Raw genomic sequence first — 15,284 nt, forward strand, 5'->3', positions numbered from 1 at the left:
GCGCTGCGCGCGGCTGAAAGCGCCGGCTTCGCTTCGCTACGCCCGATTGGGCCGCCCCGATTTTTCATTGTTTCTACGGCCGATCAGGGGCTGTCAAGGCGGGAAAGAGGTACCTTGACAGCCCCTGATCGTCCGGAGAACCGGGCTGTGGATCGGGGTGCGGGGGAGGTGCGGGCGGCTGGGTGGCTGGTTGCGTTGCCGGTCGCCGGTTGTGTGGGTGAGTGGTGTCCCGGAAGAGCAAACACGCCGCCCGGAAGAGCAAACACGCCAGCCGGAGCGGCCAACACGCCGCGCGCCGCGGCGTGTTGGCCGTTCCCGGCGCCGTGTTTGCCGCTCGCGGCGGCGTGTTGGCTGCTCCGGGGCGGCATCCGGCAACGGTAGGCAACTTGGCGCCTTGTCTGCCGGGCTTTCCTCTCCCGCAGCCGATCGCTACAACACTGAAGGATCGGGTCCGGGAGGGGCAATCGGGGCGTAGCGAAGCGAAGCCGGTGCCCGAGGTACTCGCGTAGCGCGCCGCGCAGCGGCCACGGCACCACCGCACGAACGCGAACGTGGAACTCACCTCCGCGAACGTGGGACCCGCCGACGGGAGCGTGGGACTCGCCGAGCCCGCCCGCGAGTTCCACGTCCGGGGCGGCGGCGAGCTAAATCACCGCGACCTGCTTAGTTAGCCCGGCTAAGCTGGTTGGTTGTGGGTGTCGAAGCTGGGGTGCAGCGCGGCAAAAAGCGCAAACTTCTGAAATCCGTGGTCGTGGACGTGCGGCCGCTGCGCACGCCGTCGTTCCGGCGCCTGTTCACCGGTACTGCGATCACCGCGATCGGCAGTCAGCTCACCACCGTCGCCGTGCCGAAGCAGGTCTTCGACCTCACCGGCTCGTCGGGGTACGTGGGGTTGACGGGCGTCGTCGCGCTCGTGCCGCTTCTGGTGTTCGGCCTGTGGGGTGGGGCGATCGCCGACACCGTCGATCGTCGCAAGCTGCTCATCTTCGGGAATGCCGGGATCGCCGTCGTGTCCGCCCTGCTGTGGGCCCAGGCGTTCTTCGGCGTCGGCTCCGTGTGGCTCGTCTTCGTGCTCCTGGCGTTCAACCAGGCATTCTTCGCGATCAACATGCCCACCCGCAGCGCGATCGTGGCCCGGCTGATCGAACCCGAGCTCCTCCCGGCCGCCGCCGCGCTCTCCGGCACCGTCAACACGTTCGGCATGGTGTTCGGGCCCATGGCGGCCGGTGCTCTGATGCCGGTGATCGGCCTGCCCACGTTGTACCTCGTCGACACGATCGCCCTGGTCGTGGCGCTGTACGCGGTCTGGCGGCTGCCGTCGCTGCCACCGCTGTCGGGCACCGTGCGCACCGCCGGGTTGAAGGACGTCCTCGACGGGTTCCGCTACATGGGCACGCAGAAGGTGCTGCTCGCGTCGTTCGTCGTGGACATCATCGCCATGGTGGCAGGCATGCCGCGGGCCCTGTTCCCGGAGATGGCGGAGCGCACGTTCGGCGACCCGCCGGGTGGTGGGCTCGCCCTGGGCTGGTTGTACGCCGCGATCCCGATCGGCTCGGTGGTCATCGGGCTCTTCTCCGGCTGGCTCGGTCGCGTCCGGCGCCAGGGGGTCGCGGTGACGGTCGCGATCTGCGCGTGGGGCGTGGCGATCGTCGGGTTCGGGCTGTCGAACTCGCTCTGGCTGGCCATCGTGTTCCTGTGCCTGGCGGGCGCCGCGGACATGGTCAGCGCCATCTACCGCCAGGCGATCCTGGTGATGGCCGCGACCGACGAAATGCGTGGCCGCATGCAGGGCGCCTTCACGGTCGTCGTCGCGGGCGGACCGCGCCTGGCCGACCTCACGCACGGGTGGACGGCCGCCGCGGTCGGCACCGCCGCCGCCTCGGCCGGCGGTGGTGCGCTGGTGATCGTGCTGATCGCGGTCGCCGTCGCCCTGCTGCCCGCGTTCTGGCGGTACCGCGCCGCGGCCGTCGCGAACTAGTACCTCTTCAAGGAACGTTGACGTGGTAACCGTGTCGCGTGGACATCCGGGCGGGTGAGCGCGAGGCTTGCCAGTGGAGGTGAGTCATGGCACGTGCGCCGGAGGTGTTCGCGCGGTCGTTGGAGCCCGAAGAGGCCCAGCGGCTGGTCAAGATCACGAGGTCGACCCGGGATCGGGTGCGGCTGCGACGGTCCGGGATCGTGCTGGCCTCGACCCAAGGCCGGTCCGCGGGCGAGATCGCAGCGATGTTCGCCGCGAGCGAGGGGTATGTGCGGGAGGTGATCCACGCGTTCAACGACTCCGGGTTCGCGGCGTTGTCCCCAAAATGGAGGGGCGGCCGCCCAGCTAAGTTCGGGCCGGCCGCCCGGGATCAGATCTGCCGCATCGCCGCCTGCCAGCCCGCTGAGCTTGGGTTGCCGTTCACCACCTGGAGCCTGACCAAACTGGTCGAGTATTTAGCCGAGCACGCGTGGATCAGGGCGAGCACCGAGACCGTCCGGCAGATCCTGCGCAAGGAAGGCGTGTCCTGGCAGGCGACGAAGACCTGGAAAGCCAGCAAAGACCCGGACTTCGTGGCCAAGAAGACTCGCATCCTCGACCTGTATGACCGACCACCCACGGACGGACGGGTGATCTGCGTCGATGAGTTCGGGCCGCTGAACCTGCAGCCCCGTCCCGGTCGCGGCTGGTTCCCTCGCGGCCGACCGGCCCGCCTGCGCGCGACCTACACCCGCACCAAGGGCATCCGGCACATGTTCGCCGCACTCGACCTCGCCACCGGGCAGATGTTCTACCGGTTCCGTGACCGCAAACGCTGGCCCCAGTTCCTCGACTTCTGCAAACAGCTACGCCGACGCTTCCCGGCCGGGAAGCTCTACCTGGTCTGCGACAACTACGGACCACACGGCAAGGCCGAGGTCACCGCGTGGTGCGCGGCCAACGGGATCGAGCTGGTCTACACACCCACCAACGCCTCCTGGCTGAACTGGATCGAATGCGAGTTCACCGCGGTCCGCTACTTCACCCTCGACGGCAGCGACTACCCCAGCCACGCCGCCCAAGAGGCCGCCATCGCCGGCTACCTGCGCTGGCGCAACCGCCACTGCCACCCAAAGCGTCACTTCGCCGTCAACTCCAAGATCCGCCGACCGGATTACCTACCCAACGTTGCTTGATGCGGCACTAGGACAGGAAGCGGCCGCTGCGGCTCCTACCGTCGGGACATGAGCCACGTCGACACCAACCAACCCGAGGGCACCCCGACCTGGATGGCCCTCACCGTCCCCCGGCCCGGTGAAGCGGCCCGCTTTTACGGTGCCGTGTTCGGGTGGACCGTCGAGGACGACCTCTTCCTGCTGGGCGACCGGGTCGCCGCCGGGTTCGCGGAAGGGCCCGCGGCCTGGACGGTCAGCCTCGCCACCGGCGACTGCGACGCGACGGCCAAGCGCGTCGCCGCCGCGGGCGGCACGATCGCCGAAGGACCCAGCGAGTTCGGCGACCGCGCCCGTGTCGCCGTCGCGGTCGACCCGGTCGGCGCCCGGTTCGGCCTGTGGCAGGGCCGCGAACTGCCCGGCTGCCAGGTCGTCAACGAACCCGGCGCCCTCGTCCGCAACGACCTGACCACGGACCGGCCCGAGCACGCCCGCGCCTTCTACTCGCAGGTCTTCGGATTCACCCTGGACGGCAACGCCGACCTGCCCGAGCTGGACTTCACGTTCCTGCGCCGCCCGGACGGGCACGAGATCGGCGGCATCATGGGCAGCACGTCCGGGTCGGGGTGGGCGACGACGTTCGAGGTCGCCGACACCGACGAGACGATCGCGCGGGCCGTCGGGCACGGCGGGCGGAGCACCGAACCCGAGGACTTCGTCTACGGGCGGATGGCGACCATCACCGATCCGTTCGGCATCGAGTTCGGCGTCATCGCCCGCCGCTGAACGCCTCTGCCCCCGCCTGGACGCGGTGCGGCTCCAGCACCGCGCGCTGGCGGGCGGCCCGTTCGAGGAGCACGTCGAAGTCGACGCCCGGCACCTCGTCCGCGAGACCAGCCAGATCGCGCAGGGTCGTCCACAGCTGCTTCTTCCCGTCGATTCCCATCGTCAGCACCTCGAGTTCGAGGAACCGGCTCAGTGGTGAGTACTCCCGCAGGCGGCCGTTGGGTTTGAGGCGGGCGATCCGTTCGGCGCCGAACACCGCGGCCGTCTTGAGCGGGTTCTGCCGGACACCGAGGTGGTCCATGATGGTGCGGAAGGTGCCGACATCCTCCGCGATCTCCGTCGCCACCCGTTCGAGCGCTTCGCCCGCCGGGCTGCCGCGGTTGTTGCCCGCGGCCCGCCGGGCGAGTTCGCGCCAGCCGACGCCGAGTGCGAGCTGGTCGTTGAGGTAGATCGCCAGGAAACCGTCCACGGTTCCGGTTACCCCGGCCCAGGCCGGTCACGCATCCGGGGCCGGAATCACCCCTCGACGTTGATCCATAAGAAGGGCTTTCGCCCGGAAGTGTGGCCGGGCACGGCGAATTGCGGAACACTTTCCGGGCATGGCGGAGGCGAGCAGGACCCGGGAACCGGCGCTCAAACGGGTGATGGGCCCGAAGCTGCTGTTGTTCTTCGTGGTCGGGGACATCATCGGCACCGGCGTCTACGCCCTGACCGGGCAGGTCGCCGGCCGGGTGGGCGGCGCGCTGTGGCTGCCGTTCCTGCTGGCATTCGTGGTCGCGTTCATGACCGCGTTCAGCTACCTGGAACTGGTCGGGAAGTACCCGAAAGCGGCAGGCGCCGCCCTCTATACCAACCGCGCGTTCAAGATCCCGTTCCTGACCTTCATGGTTGCCTTCGCGGTGATGTGCTCGGGCATCACGTCCGCCTCCTCGGCGGCGATCGCGTTCTCCGACACCTACCTCAAGGAGTTCGTCGACTTGCCGGGCTGGCTCATTGCCCCGCTGTTCATCGTGGGACTGGCCGCCATCAACTTCCGCGGCGTCAGCGAGTCGGTCAAGACGAACGTCGTGCTCACCTGCATCGAGCTGTCCGGCCTGCTGATCATCATCGGGGTCGGGGTGTGGGCGGTGCTCAACGGCTCCGGCGACGCGGCCCGTCTGGTCGAGATCGACACCGCCGACCAGACCGCGCTCGTCGCGATCACCTCCGCGACCTCGCTGGCGTTCTTCGCGATGGTCGGGTTCGAGGACTCGGTCAACATGGCCGAGGAGTGCCGCGATCCGGTGCGCATCTTCCCGAAGGCGATGCTGTGGGGGATGGTCGTGGCGGCCACGATCTACGTGCTCGTTTCGCTGACCTCCTCACTGCTGGTTCCCGCCGGCGAACTGTCCGCCGCGAAGAGCGACGCCCTGCTCCGGGTGCTCGACGTCGGCGCGCCCGGCTTCCCGCGTGAGGTGTTCTCCGCGATCGGCCTGTTCGCGGTCATCAATTCGGCCCTGATCAACATGCTGATGGCCAGCCGCCTGCTCTACGGGATGGCGAACGAGCGCATCATCCCGAAGGCGCTCGGCACCGTGCACCCGTTCCGCCGCACGCCGTGGGTGTCGATCGTGTTCACCAGCGTCATCGCGATCATTTTGGTGTCCACCGTGGACATCAGTGTGCTCGGCGGGACGACGGCGCTGCTGTTGCTGGTGGTGTTCGCCATCGTCAACACCGCGGTGCTGGTGCTGCGTCGGGAGAAGGTGGACCACCCGCACTTCCGGGCGCCCACGCTCATTCCGGCGCTGGCCGCGATCTTCTGCCTGTACTTGGTGAGCCCGTTGTCCGGCCGCCCGGCGCGCGACTACGGGATCGCCGCGATCCTGCTCGGCGTCGGCGTGGTGCTCTGGATCGTCAACTGGCTCGCGATGCGTGCCGCAGAAAATAGGGATCGTGAGCGGACAGCACCGTGACCTGGTCGCCGTGGTCGCGCACCAGGTCGCGTAGCCGCTGGTGGTTGCCGTGCCGCGCGCCCTTCACGGTCTCGACGCGCGACTCGAACCAGGCGAGTCCGGGTGTGGTGTGCGGCCGGACCGGGTCGATCTGGCCGTGGTGGAAGAACGAGTCGCCCGCGTGCAGGATCCAGCCGTCGCCGGTGTCCACGGCCACGCCGGCGTGGCCGCGCGTGTGCCCGCCCAGCGGGACGAGCAGGATCTCCGGCGGCAGGTCCTTGAGCTGGCGCACCGCGTCGAACCCGAACCACTTCTCGCCGGTGTCCGGATAGCTGCTCCATTGTGGACCATGTGCGAAGTGGAGTTGCTTGTACCGCCAGCGTTCCTTGGCGTCCCGTGGTTCTTGCAATGCGCGCAGTTCCTCCGCGTACACGTGCACGGTCGCGTGCGGGAAGTCGACGAGCCCGCCGGCGTGGTCGAGGTCGAGGTGGGTCAGGACGATGTGCCGCACGTCCTCGACCCGGTAGCCCAGCGCGCGCACCTGCTCGGCGGCGGTCTCCTCGACCGACGTCCGCATGCCGACCATGCGGACGAACTTCGCGCCCAGCCACTCGTCCGCCCGGTCGACGGCCGGTGAACCCACCCCGGTCTCGATCAGGACCAGCTGGTCGCCCGTTTCGACGAGCAGGCAGTGGCAGACCAGCTCGGCGCGGTGGCCGAACCCGCCGCGGCCGTCGACCAGACGGCCGCCCGGTGGGCGCATCGTTCCGCAGTTGAGGTGGTGGACCTTCATGACAGCTCCCGTTCGATGGTGGCCCGCAGGTGCTCGCCGACGGCGTGCAACGGCGCGAGATCGCGCTGGGTCTTGGCCAGGAGAAGGGCGCCTTCGATCGCGCTGAGCGCGATGGTGCTCAGCGTGGCCGCGTGAGCGGAGCCGAGGCCCTGTCCGGTGAGGTACTCGGTGATGACGGCGTGCCAGGACGTGTACCCGTCCGTGCAAGCCTGGCGGATCAGGTCGCTGTCCCCGGCGTCGAGCGCGACCGTCGCGATCGGACAGCCGCACCGGTAGCCCGTTTCGGTGAGATTGCGCCCCAGCGCTTCGATCACCCGGGTGATGCCCGTTCCCGCATCGGGTGCCGTGGCGAGCACTTCACGCAGCAGCCCGGCCATGGAGTCGCTGGAATGCGCGACCGCCTCGGCCGCGAGCTGCTCCTTGCCGCCGGGGAAGTGGAAGTACAGCGAGCCCTTCGGCGCGCCACCGGCGCTGACCAGCTGGTTCAGCCCCGTCGCGTGGTAGCCCTGCGCACGGAACAGCTCGGCGGCCGAGGTGACCATGCGGTTGCGGGTGTCGGTTCTGCGGACCATGGTGATCACCGTAGCGCAAACTAAGACGACCGGTCTAGTGAGTTTCGATATCGCTAGGGTTTGAGCATGGCCAACCCCACGGGACAGCAGTTCGAGATCGTCCGCGGCAACGCGCGCGCCGTCGTCACCGAGATCGGTGCGGGCCTGCGGGCGTTCGAGATCGGCGGCGTGCCCTACCTGGAGACGTTCGACGCCGGCGCGCGTCCGCCCAAGGGCGCCGGGCAGATCCTGCTCCCGTGGCCCAACCGCACCAAGGCGGCGCAGTGGACCTACCAGGGTGAGAAGCAGCAGCTGGAGGTCACCGAGGAGGCGCGCGGCAACGCGATCCACGGCCTGACCCGGCACCGCGAGTGGACCCTGGTCGAGCACGCCGAATCGTCGATCACCTTCGAGATCGACGTCGAGGAGCAGCCGGGCTGGCCGGTGCCGCTGCACGCGCGCATCACCTACGACCTCGCGCCACGCGAGCTGACCGTGACCCACGAAATCCGCAACGAGGGCGAATCGTCGATCGGCGTCGGCGTGGGCGCGCACCCGTACTTCCGCATCGGCGACGTCCCGACCGACGAGCTGACGCTGACCCTCCCGGCGACGCGCGTGCGCCCGTACGCGGCCGACGAGCAGCTTCCCTACGCCGACGAGCGCGACGCGACGGGCGAGTACGACTTCCGCGACGGCAAGGTGCTCGCCGAGGTCGACCTCGACACCGCGTTCGGCGGCCTCGTTCCCGGCGACGACGGCCGGTTCCACCACGTCCTGTCCCACGGCGACCGCGGCGTCGACGTGTGGGCCGGGCCGGACTTCCGCTGGGTGCAGGTCTTCACGCCCGCCGATCTCGTCGGTCGCGGCCGCGCGGTCGCGATCGAGCCGATGACCTGCCCGGCCGACGCGCTCAACTCCGGCACCGACCTCGTCGAGCTGGACCCTGGCACGTCCTGGACCGGCAGCTGGGGCGTCAAGGTGCACGGCTGACCCGGTCCGGCTCGGCGAGGCAGACACGGGCGAGCTGCTCACCCTGCGGCGCGCCGCGTTCGTCACCGAGGCGCGTGGCCCCGAGGCGCACTACCACCTCGTGCACCTGGAGAAGAGTTTCCGTTAGCGTGTCTAACCATGGTGAGCGCGATTGTTGGCGGATACGTGGTACCGGTCGAGGGCGACCCGATCGACGGCGGCACGGTCCTGATCGAGAACGGCAAGATCACCGCGGTCGGCACTGACGCGGATGTCGACGTCCCGGAGGACGCCGAGCTGATCGACGCGTCCGGCACGTGGGTCCTGCCCGGGTTCGTCGACGCCCACTGCCACCTCGGGGTGCACGAGGAGGGCGAGGGCTGGGCCGGCAACGACACCAACGAGATGACCGACCCGAACGGCGCCCGCTTCCGCGCGATCGACGGCATCGACCCGTTCGAGGTCGGCTTCGACGACGCGCTGTCCGGCGGTGTCACCAGCGTCGTGATCAAGCCCGGTTCCGGTAACCCGATCGGCGGGCAGACCGTCGCGGTGAAGACGTGGGGCCGCACCGCGCTCGACATGGTCTTCGACGAGGCGGTCAGCGTGAAGAGCGCGCTCGGCGAGAACCCGAAGCGCGTCTACGGTGACAAGGGGCAGACGCCCTCGACCCGGCTCGGTGTCGCCGCGATCATCCGCGAGGCGTTCACGAAGGCCCGCAACTACGCCGCCCAGCGTGACCACGCCCGGTCCGAGGGCAAGCCGTTCGACACCGATCTGACGCTGGAGACCTTGGCGAAGGTTCTCGACGGCGAGCTGTACTGGGACCAGCACGTGCACCGCGCGGACGACATCGTCACCGCGCTCCGGCTGGCCGACGAGTTCGGGTACAAGCTGGTGGTCAACCACGGCACCGAGGGCCACCTGATCGCCGACGTGCTGGCGGAGAAGGACGTCCCGGTGATCCTCGGGCCCCTGTTCACCACGCGGTCGAAGGTCGAGCTGCGCCACCGCACGCTGCGCTCGGCGGGCATCCTCGCGCGCGCCGGGGTCAAGATCGCGATCACCACCGACCACCCGGTCGTGCCGATCAACTTCCTCGTCTACCAGGCCGCGCTCGCCGTCAAGGACGGGCTGGAACCGGAGGTGGCGCTGCGGTCGCTGACCGTGAACCCGGCGGCGATGCTGTCGCTGGACGACCGGATCGGCTCACTCAAGCCGGGGCTGGACGCCGACATCGTGCTGTGGTCCGGCGATCCGCTGGACGTCATGAACCGCGCCATGCGGGTCTTCGTGCGGGGCCGCGAGGTCTACCGCTTCGACGACGTGCGCGGCGAGGGCGCGGTGACCTCCCGCCGCTACAGCGAGTAGGTCACGCCTTCTTGAGGTGGCGCGCGATGACCATGCGCTGGACCTGGTTGGTGCCCTCGAAGATCTGCGGCACCTTCGCCTCACGCATGTAGCGCTCCACCGGGAAGTCGCGGGTGTAGCCGGCGCCGCCGAGGACCTGGACGGCGTCGGTGGTCACCTTCATGGCCGCGTCGGTCGCGACGAGCTTCGCCACCGACGCGGCGCGCCCGAACGGCATCCCGCGGTCCCGGCGCCGCGCGGCGTCGAGGTAGGTCGCGCGGGCCGAGTCGACGGCGGCCGCCATGTCGGCGAGCAGGAACTCCAGGCCCTGGAAGTCGATGACCGGCCTGCCGAACTGCGTCCGCCCCTTGGCGTAGGAGACCGCCTCGTCGAGTGCGGCCTGCGCCAGACCCACCGCGCAGGCGGCGATCCCGAGCCGCCCGGAGTCCAATGAGGACAGCGCGATCCGCATGCCCGAGCCCGCCGGACCGATGAGCCGGTCAGCCTCCACCCGGGCGTCGGAAAAGATCATCTGCGTCGTCGTCGATCCGGTCAGGCCCATCTTCCGCTCCGGCGGCGCCGCGGTCAGGCCCGGCGTGTGCCCGTCCACCAGCAGGCATGAGATCTCGTCCTCGCCGGTGCGGACCATCGTGGTGTAGAAGTCGGCCTGCCCGCCGTGTGTGATCCACGCCTTCGTGCCGTTCACGACGTACGCGGCGCCGTCGAGCCGCGCCCGTGTCGACAGCGCCGCCGCGTCCGACCCGGCGTGCGCCTCCGACAAGGCGTACGCGCCCAGCAGTTGCCCTTCGAGCATCGACGGCAGCCACCGGTCGCGCTGCTCGTCCGTGCCGTGGTGGGCCAGCGCGAAGCAGGACATCGTGTGCACCGACAGCCCGACGCCCACCGACATCCACGCGGCCGCGATCTCCTCCAGGACCTGCAGGTAGACCTCGTAGGGCACGTCGCCGCCGCCCCAGCGCTCGGGGTAGGGCAGCCCGAGCAGGCCGGACTTGCCGAGCAGCCGGAACTGGTCCCGCGGGAAGCGCTCGGCCTCCTCGTACTCGGCCGCGAGTGGTTTCAGCTCGTCGCGGGCGAGTTCGGTCGCCAGCGCGAGCAGGTCGGTGTACTCGCGGTCGGGAAGCAGGCGCTCGACCGGCATGGCAGCCTCCGGTGTACTCAAAACAGTACTCTGTAACTATCTCCAGTACACCACATACGGTGGTTCGATGACCAGTCGCGAGGCGCTCCGGGCACCGGGCGGCAAGGCGCTGACCGCCCGGCAACGCGCGCTGCTCGCCGAGCTGGAGGAGTTGTTCCTGGTCGAGGGATTCGTGCAGTTCACGCTGGACGACCTGGCCGCCAAGACGCACTGCTCGAAGTCGACGCTCTACGCGCTCGCGCCGAGCAAGGAGCAGCTCGCCGTCCGCGTGGTCGCGCACTACTTCAAGGGCGCCGCCGACCTGCTCGACGAGCGGATCGCCGGCATCGAGGACGCGCGCGAGATTATCGGCGTGTATCTCGACGGCATCGCCGAGTACCTGAACCGCGCGCACGAGCCGTTCATGCGGGACATCAACGACTTCGCCCCGGCCCGTGCCGCCTACGAGCTGAACAGCAGGGCCGCGGCGGCGAAGATCCGGTCGTTCATCCGGAAGGGCGTCGCGGACGGGGTGTTCCGCGAAGTGCACGCGACGCTCATCGCCGAGATGGCGGGAGTGCTCATCGAGGGGATCCAGACCGGGGTCATCGGCTCACGGACCGGTGTCTCGGACGCCGAGGCTTTCACGGCGCTGTCTGAGCTGTTGCTCGGCGGGCTGGCAACGCGCAGCGTTTCCGCTGAGGGTGGTGGCGGGTGACGGGTGGGGCGTTAGCATCTCGCCCGTGATCGTGGTGGGTGGCGAGGCGCTGGTCGACATGGTGCCGGGAGCCGAGAAGACGAACGACGGCCTGACGTCCCTGGTGCCGCGCCTCGGCGGCGGCCCGTACAACGTGGCACTCGCGGCCGGGCGACTCGGGACGCCGACCGCGTTCCTGTCCCGCGTCTCGACCGACCGGTTCGGTCAGGCGCTGCGGGATCGGCTGATCGCCTCGGATGTCGATATATCGATGGTCCAGGAGGGTCCGGAGCACACGACGCTCGCCGTGGTGGCCCTCGCGCCGAACGGGTCGGCGAGCTACACCTTCTACACCGAGGGCTCGGCCGACCGGCTCGTGGAAGATCCCGGCCCGCTCCCGGAGGACGTCAAGATCCTCTGCCTCGGCACGCTCGGGATGGTCCTGGAGCCCGGCGCGACGAACTACGAGACCGTGCTGCGCCGCGAATCCGCGCGCGGAGTGCTGACCGCGCTCGACCCGAACATCCGCGCCGCGCTCATCGCCGACGCCGACGCCTACCGCCGCCGGTTCCTCTCCTGGCTGCCCGACGTGCGGCTCCTCAAGCTGTCCGACGACGACGCCGAGTGGCTCGCCGGGACCGACGACCTCGACGCGGCCGTCAAGTCCTGGCTCGACGCCGGGGTCGACGCCGTCGTCCTGACCCGTGGCGGCGACGGGCTGGCCGTCCACACCGGATCCGTGACGGTTCCGGTACCGTCCGCGCCCGCGCGGCTGGTCGACACGATCGGCGCCGGCGACACCGTTCAGGGCGCGCTCCTGTCATGGCTGCACGAGAAGAATGTGGGCACGCTCACCGGCCTGGGCGAGACGGAGTGGCGCGAAGCCTTGACTTTCGCGGCCAAGGCTGCCTCGATCACCGTCTCGCGGAGTGGTGCCGAGCCGCCGACCGCCGCCGAGATGGTGTGAACCTGATCCCAACGGTTTGCTCTAGGTAACACAATGGCTGCGCGAAGGCCCGTTGTTCGACTAGCGTAATGGGAAGAATTAATACCCCAGCGGGGCGGTGTGCGCGGACTTTTTCCGGTCTCGCGCGTCTACGACAGCTGCCTGTGTGACCTGCAGGAGCTACCGGCCCCGTGTGACCGTGAGAGGGACGACCTGCATGTCCGACGCGACTGCGGCGACCGGTGGCGGCACCGTATCGCTGCGCCTACCGACTGGCGAGCACGAGCTGAAGGTTGTCAATGCCGTCGAGGGTGCTCCCGGCATCGAGCTGGGGAAGCTGCTGGCGTCGACCGGGTACATCACCTACGACCCGGGTTTCGTCAACACCGGGTCGTGTTCCTCGGCCATCACCTACATCGACGGCGACGCCGGGATCCTCCGCTACCGCGGCTACCCCATCGAGCAGCTCGCCGAGCGCTCCAGCTTTCTTGAGGTCTCCTACCTGCTGATCTACGGCAGCCTGCCGACCCAGGCGCAGCTGGACGACTTCACGCAGAAGATCAACCGGCACACCCTGCTGCACGAGGACCTCAAGCGCTTCTTCGACGGCTTCCCGCGTGACGCGCACCCGATGCCGGTGCTGTCCTCCGCGGTGTCCGCGCTGTCCACCTTCTACCAGGACTCGCTCAACCCGTTCGACGAGCCGAACGTCGAGCTGTCCACGGTCCGGCTGCTGGCCAAGGTGCCGACGCTGGCCGCCTACGCCTACAAGAAGTCGATCGGCCAGCCGTTCCTGTACCCGGACAACTCGCTGGGCCTGGTGGAGAACTTCCTGCGCATGACGTTCGGCCTGCCCGCCGAACCGTACGAGGTCGACCCCGAGGTCGCCAAGGCGCTGGACCTGCTGTTCATCCTGCACGCCGACCACGAGCAGAACTGCTCCACCTCGACCGTGCGCCTGGTCGGCTCGTCCGAGGCGAACATGTTCGCGAGCATCTCGGCGGGCATCATGGCCCTGTTCGGCCCGCTGCACGGTGGCGCCAACAGCGCGGTGCTGGACATGCTGAACGGCATCAAGGCCGACGGCGGTGACGTCGCGAACTTCGTCAGCCGCGTCAAGAACAAGGAAAAGGGCGTGCGCCTGATGGGCTTCGGCCACCGGGTGTACAAGAACTACGATCCGCGCGCCAAGATCATCAAGAAGACCGCGGACCAGATCCTCGGCAAGCTCGCGCCCAACGACGAGCTGCTCGACATCGCCAAGCGCCTCGAAGAGACCGCCCTGTCGGACGACTACTTCATCGAGCGCAAGCTGTACCCGAACGTCGACTTCTACACCGGGCTCATCTACCGGGCGCTCGGCTTCCCGACGCAGTTCTTCACGGTGCTGTTCGCGCTCGGCCGGCTTCCCGGCTGGATCGCGCACTGGCGCGAGATGATCCAGGACCCGCAGACCAAGATCGGCCGCCCGCGGCAGATCTACGTCGGCGAGAAGGAGCGCGAGTACACCGCGATCTCCGAGCGCTGATTTCGCTGGTCGTAGGACGGCGCGTCCCCTCGTGGGGCGCGCCGTTTTTTCGTTTGCCGCAGGATGGTTGCCGAGCCGAATCGGACCGGATCGCCTAGAGTCGGTCGACGTGAGTACCGCGGTGTTGTGGTTTCGGCGCGATTTGCGGCTCGCGGACCTTCCGGCCCTGCTGAGCGCCGGTGAACGCGCTTCGCAGGTCCTCGCGTTGTACGTCCTGGACGACGCACTGTTGCGACCGTCGGGCAAGCCTCGTGTCGCTTTCCTCTACGGGTGCCTGAAAGCTCTGTCGGACAGCCTCGACGGCCGGTTGATGGTGGTGCACGGCGATCCGGTGCGTGAGGTGCCGCGTGCCGCTGCCTCCGTTGGCGCGGAAAGCGTGCACGTCAGCACCGAAACCGCTCCGTATGGCAGTCGTCGTGATCGTGCTGTGGCCGAGGCGCTGGGCGATGTCGAATGGGTGGAGACCGGTTCGCCCTACGCCGTGACTCCGGGCCGGATCACGAAGCCGGACGGCGATTCCTACCGGGTGTTCAGCCCGTTCTACCGGGCCTGGTGCCGTCACGGCTGGCGCGCGCCCGCCGCCGGGTCCACAGTGGAGTGGATCGAGCCGGAGAGGCCCGGCAGGATCCCGGAAGCGCCAGACCTCGGGGCGACGCCCCTGCCCCCTCCCGGGGAAGCCGCCGCCCACGATCTGTGGGAGTCGTTCCTCGACGACGACCTCCGCGGTTACGCCACCGACCGCGACCGCCCCGACCGCCCCGCCACGACGAGGTTGTCGCCCTACCTGCGCTGGGGCTGCATCCACCCACGGACGCTACTGGCGGACCTGGAGGCGCGCCACGGCAAGGATGTCGAGTCACTGCGCAGCGAAATCGCGTGGCGCGAGTTCTACGCCGACCTGTTGTTCCACCGCCCGGAAACCGCGCGGCGGAACTACGATCGCCGGTTCGACGACCTGCGGTACGACAAGCCCGCCACCACGTTCGACGCCTGGCGCGACGGCCGAACCGGCTACCCGATCGTCGACGCCGGGATGCGCCAGCTGCTGGCCGAAGGCTGGATGCACAACCGGGTGCGGATGATCGTGGCAAGCTTTCTGGTGAAGGACCTGCACCTACCGTGGTGGCTGGGCGCACGGCACTTCATGCGGCATCTGGTCGATGGTGACCTGGCGTCGAACCAGCTGAACTGGCAATGGGTGGCGGGCACGGGCACCGATCCGGCGCCGTTCTTCCGCGTCTTCAACCCCACCACGCAGGGCGAAAAGTTCGACCCACACGGGGACTACGTGCGCCGGTACGTGCCGGAGCTGCGCGAGATCGGTGGCAAAGCGGTCCACCAGCCGTGGAAACTCCCTTCGCTGCCCAGGGGCTATCCGGAGCCGATCGTCGACCATGCCGAGGAACGAAAAATCGCACTGACCCGCTTCAACGCCATCGGCAAGTGACGGCGAGGACTTG

General features: G+C 69.0%; 15 protein-coding genes. 10 read left to right on the top strand and 5 right to left on the bottom strand.

Annotated features, from left to right (window positions below; all coding sequences use genetic code 11):
- Nucleotides 1-691: 691 nt before the first annotated feature.
- The 3 genes from HNR02_RS12960 to HNR02_RS12970 all read left to right on the top strand — a co-directional run bounded on the left by HNR02_RS12960 (nucleotide 692) and on the right by HNR02_RS12970 (nucleotide 3,915).
- Nucleotides 692-1,978 carry an MFS transporter gene (locus HNR02_RS12960; RefSeq protein ID WP_179773437.1) on the top strand — a complete coding sequence of 429 codons (1,287 nt, stop codon included), beginning with the start codon at nucleotides 692-694 and terminating at the stop codon, nucleotides 1,976-1,978.
- A gap of 86 nt (nucleotides 1,979-2,064) precedes the next feature.
- Nucleotides 2,065-3,153: an IS630 family transposase gene (locus tag HNR02_RS12965; protein ID WP_179773438.1), complete on the top strand. Its 1,089-nt coding sequence runs from the start codon at nucleotides 2,065-2,067 to the stop codon at nucleotides 3,151-3,153.
- 48 nt (nucleotides 3,154-3,201) lie between these two features.
- The gene (locus HNR02_RS12970; RefSeq protein ID WP_179773439.1) at nucleotides 3,202-3,915 is read left to right on the top strand and encodes a VOC family protein; all 714 of its coding nucleotides are present in this window, start codon (nucleotides 3,202-3,204) and stop codon (nucleotides 3,913-3,915) included.
- Here HNR02_RS12970 and HNR02_RS12975 read toward each other — a convergent pair.
- The gene (locus HNR02_RS12975; RefSeq protein WP_179773440.1) at nucleotides 3,899-4,384 is read right to left on the bottom strand and encodes a hypothetical protein; all 486 of its coding nucleotides are present in this window, start codon (nucleotides 4,382-4,384) and stop codon (nucleotides 3,899-3,901) included. The two genes, HNR02_RS12970 and HNR02_RS12975, sit on opposite strands and share 17 nt — an antisense overlap.
- A 130-nt stretch (nucleotides 4,385-4,514) precedes the next feature.
- On the opposite strand from HNR02_RS12975, the gene HNR02_RS12980 reads away from it, so the two are divergent.
- Nucleotides 4,515-5,870 carry an APC family permease gene (locus HNR02_RS12980; RefSeq protein ID WP_179773441.1) on the top strand — a complete coding sequence of 452 codons (1,356 nt, stop codon included), beginning with the start codon at nucleotides 4,515-4,517 and terminating at the stop codon, nucleotides 5,868-5,870.
- Here the strand turns inward: HNR02_RS12980 and HNR02_RS12985 are convergent.
- Together HNR02_RS12985 and HNR02_RS12990 are read right to left on the bottom strand one after the other, a co-directional pair.
- The gene (locus HNR02_RS12985; RefSeq protein WP_179773442.1) at nucleotides 5,812-6,642 is read right to left on the bottom strand and encodes an MBL fold metallo-hydrolase; all 831 of its coding nucleotides are present in this window, start codon (nucleotides 6,640-6,642) and stop codon (nucleotides 5,812-5,814) included. The two genes, HNR02_RS12980 and HNR02_RS12985, sit on opposite strands and share 59 nt — an antisense overlap.
- The gene (locus HNR02_RS12990; protein ID WP_179773443.1) at nucleotides 6,639-7,214 is read right to left on the bottom strand and encodes a TetR/AcrR family transcriptional regulator; all 576 of its coding nucleotides are present in this window, start codon (nucleotides 7,212-7,214) and stop codon (nucleotides 6,639-6,641) included. Before HNR02_RS12990 ends, HNR02_RS12985 begins: the two co-directional genes overlap by 4 nt.
- Nucleotides 7,215-7,280: 66 nt before the next feature.
- Between HNR02_RS12990 and HNR02_RS12995 the strand changes: the two genes are divergently transcribed.
- The gene (locus HNR02_RS12995) at nucleotides 7,281-8,186 is read left to right on the top strand and encodes an aldose 1-epimerase family protein (protein ID WP_179773444.1); all 906 of its coding nucleotides are present in this window, start codon (nucleotides 7,281-7,283) and stop codon (nucleotides 8,184-8,186) included.
- Here the strand turns inward: HNR02_RS12995 and HNR02_RS36085 are convergent.
- On the bottom strand, nucleotides 8,170-8,292 hold the full coding sequence (locus tag HNR02_RS36085) for a hypothetical protein (protein WP_281377215.1): 123 nt from the start codon (nucleotides 8,290-8,292) through the stop codon (nucleotides 8,170-8,172). The two genes, HNR02_RS12995 and HNR02_RS36085, sit on opposite strands and share 17 nt — an antisense overlap.
- A gap of 32 nt (nucleotides 8,293-8,324) precedes the next feature.
- On the opposite strand from HNR02_RS36085, the gene HNR02_RS13000 reads away from it, so the two are divergent.
- Entirely contained in the window at nucleotides 8,325-9,536 is a 1,212-nt protein-coding gene (locus HNR02_RS13000) for an amidohydrolase (protein ID WP_179773445.1), read from the top strand.
- Between the two features lies 1 nt (nucleotide 9,537).
- Here HNR02_RS13000 and HNR02_RS13005 read toward each other — a convergent pair whose 3' ends face one another.
- Complete coding sequence (locus HNR02_RS13005) at nucleotides 9,538-10,674, bottom strand: acyl-CoA dehydrogenase family protein (protein WP_179773446.1); 1,137 nt, start codon at nucleotides 10,672-10,674, stop codon at nucleotides 9,538-9,540.
- 67 nt (nucleotides 10,675-10,741) lie between these two features.
- Here HNR02_RS13005 and HNR02_RS13010 point away from each other — a divergent pair, with 67 nt between their 5' ends.
- The 4 genes from HNR02_RS13010 to HNR02_RS13025 all read left to right on the top strand — a co-directional run bounded on the left by HNR02_RS13010 (nucleotide 10,742) and on the right by HNR02_RS13025 (nucleotide 15,271).
- Nucleotides 10,742-11,371: a TetR/AcrR family transcriptional regulator gene (locus HNR02_RS13010; protein WP_179773447.1), complete on the top strand. Its 630-nt coding sequence runs from the start codon at nucleotides 10,742-10,744 to the stop codon at nucleotides 11,369-11,371.
- 25 nt (nucleotides 11,372-11,396) lie between these two features.
- Nucleotides 11,397-12,317, top strand: coding sequence for a carbohydrate kinase family protein (locus HNR02_RS13015; RefSeq protein ID WP_179773448.1), 921 nt, complete (start codon nucleotides 11,397-11,399; stop codon nucleotides 12,315-12,317).
- 196 nt (nucleotides 12,318-12,513) lie between these two features.
- Nucleotides 12,514-13,824, top strand: a complete 1,311-nt coding sequence (locus tag HNR02_RS13020) for a citrate synthase (RefSeq protein WP_179773449.1) — start codon at nucleotides 12,514-12,516, stop codon at nucleotides 13,822-13,824.
- A gap of 109 nt (nucleotides 13,825-13,933) precedes the next feature.
- Nucleotides 13,934-15,271 carry a cryptochrome/photolyase family protein gene (locus HNR02_RS13025; protein WP_312860988.1) on the top strand — a complete coding sequence of 446 codons (1,338 nt, stop codon included), beginning with the start codon at nucleotides 13,934-13,936 and terminating at the stop codon, nucleotides 15,269-15,271.
- Nucleotides 15,272-15,284: the final 13 nt, after the last annotated feature.

It is taken from the genome of Amycolatopsis endophytica, assembly GCF_013410405.1.
GTDB lineage: Bacteria > Actinomycetota > Actinomycetes > Mycobacteriales > Pseudonocardiaceae > Amycolatopsis_E > Amycolatopsis_E endophytica.

Bases quoted from the DNA above. Each gene is read 5' to 3' on its own strand.
- HNR02_RS12970 (WP_179773439.1), top strand. From the start codon at position 3,202: ATGAGCCACGTCGACACCAACCAACCCGAGGGCACCCCGACCTGGATG.
- HNR02_RS13005 (WP_179773446.1), bottom strand. From the start codon at position 10,674: ATGCCGGTCGAGCGCCTGCTTCCCGACCGCGAGTACACCGACCTGCTC.
- HNR02_RS12990 (WP_179773443.1), bottom strand. From the start codon at position 7,214: ATGGTCCGCAGAACCGACACCCGCAACCGCATGGTCACCTCGGCCGCC.
- HNR02_RS12985 (WP_179773442.1), bottom strand. From the start codon at position 6,642: ATGAAGGTCCACCACCTCAACTGCGGAACGATGCGCCCACCGGGCGGC.
- HNR02_RS12995 (WP_179773444.1), top strand. From the start codon at position 7,281: ATGGCCAACCCCACGGGACAGCAGTTCGAGATCGTCCGCGGCAACGCG.
- HNR02_RS13010 (WP_179773447.1), top strand. From the start codon at position 10,742: ATGACCAGTCGCGAGGCGCTCCGGGCACCGGGCGGCAAGGCGCTGACC.
- HNR02_RS12965 (WP_179773438.1), top strand. From the start codon at position 2,065: ATGGCACGTGCGCCGGAGGTGTTCGCGCGGTCGTTGGAGCCCGAAGAG.
- HNR02_RS13020 (WP_179773449.1), top strand. From the start codon at position 12,514: ATGTCCGACGCGACTGCGGCGACCGGTGGCGGCACCGTATCGCTGCGC.
- HNR02_RS12980 (WP_179773441.1), top strand. From the start codon at position 4,515: ATGGCGGAGGCGAGCAGGACCCGGGAACCGGCGCTCAAACGGGTGATG.
- HNR02_RS13000 (WP_179773445.1), top strand. From the start codon at position 8,325: ATGGTGAGCGCGATTGTTGGCGGATACGTGGTACCGGTCGAGGGCGAC.